We start from the raw sequence: 851 nt of genomic DNA, 5'->3' as shown, positions 1-851 counted from the left end.
TGCGGTTATTCTTGGCAGTAACGAAATTGATACCGACACAGCTTTGGTTAAGCCTTTAAAGAGTGATGAAGAACAAAAAAGCGTTGCTCAAAGTGATTTGATTAAATACATCGTTGTTTGAATGCAGTAAACTACTGCGCGGCTGATTAGCTGCTAATAAGAAATTGAGTTAAGTGGAGTAATTTGTGGACGAGTTTAAGACCGAAGAAGAACAAATCGCAGCGATTAAAAACTGGTGGAAGAATAACGGTAGTTCTGTGTTGCTAGCCGTTGTTGCTGCTCTTGCAATTGTATTTGGTTATCGTGCATGGCAAAACAACGTAGAGAATGATAAAGCGACAGCCTCTGCGTTATATCAGCAGTTGGTTAGCATCTCTACCCAGCAAGCAGGCTTAGGCGACGACCAGTCAGCTAGCTTTATTGCGAACGAGCTTAAAGAGAAATTTATAGATTCTGAATATGCGCGTTTTGCAGCATTGTTCTTGGCGAAACAAGCCGTGACTGCCAAAGATTACGATACTGCGCTTGCAGAACTTGATTTCGTTTTAGAATCAAATGAAGACCCGCGTACGATCCACATCGTTAATGCACGTAAAGCTCGCATTCTATCAGCGAAAGGTGAGTATGAAGCTGCGCATGCTTTACTCGATGCATCAGATGAAGCATTCGCCCCTGCATATCTTGAAATTAAGGGCGATATCTACATTCTTCAAGGTGATCGCGAGTCAGCAAAAGAAAGTTATCTAGCGGCGTTTGATATGGTGAAAGATGCGCCACAACGAGCACCACTTTTAGGTGTCAAATTGTCTGACTTGGGTGTGGACACACAGAGCCTTTAGTCACCTTCATGG

1 protein-coding gene is annotated in these 851 nt (G+C 43.0%); it reads left to right on the top strand.

Annotation, left to right across the window (positions count from 1 at the left end):
- Positions 1-185 precede the first annotated feature (185 nt).
- Entirely contained in the window at positions 186-839 is a 654-nt protein-coding gene (locus A3738_RS28915) for a tetratricopeptide repeat protein (protein WP_068476702.1), read from the top strand.
- Positions 840-851 lie beyond the last annotated feature (12 nt).

The organism is Oleiphilus sp. HI0066 (genome assembly GCF_001635725.1).
Note: the sequence above shows the minus strand (reverse complement) of the source record. Positions and strands in the feature narration are given on the sequence as shown.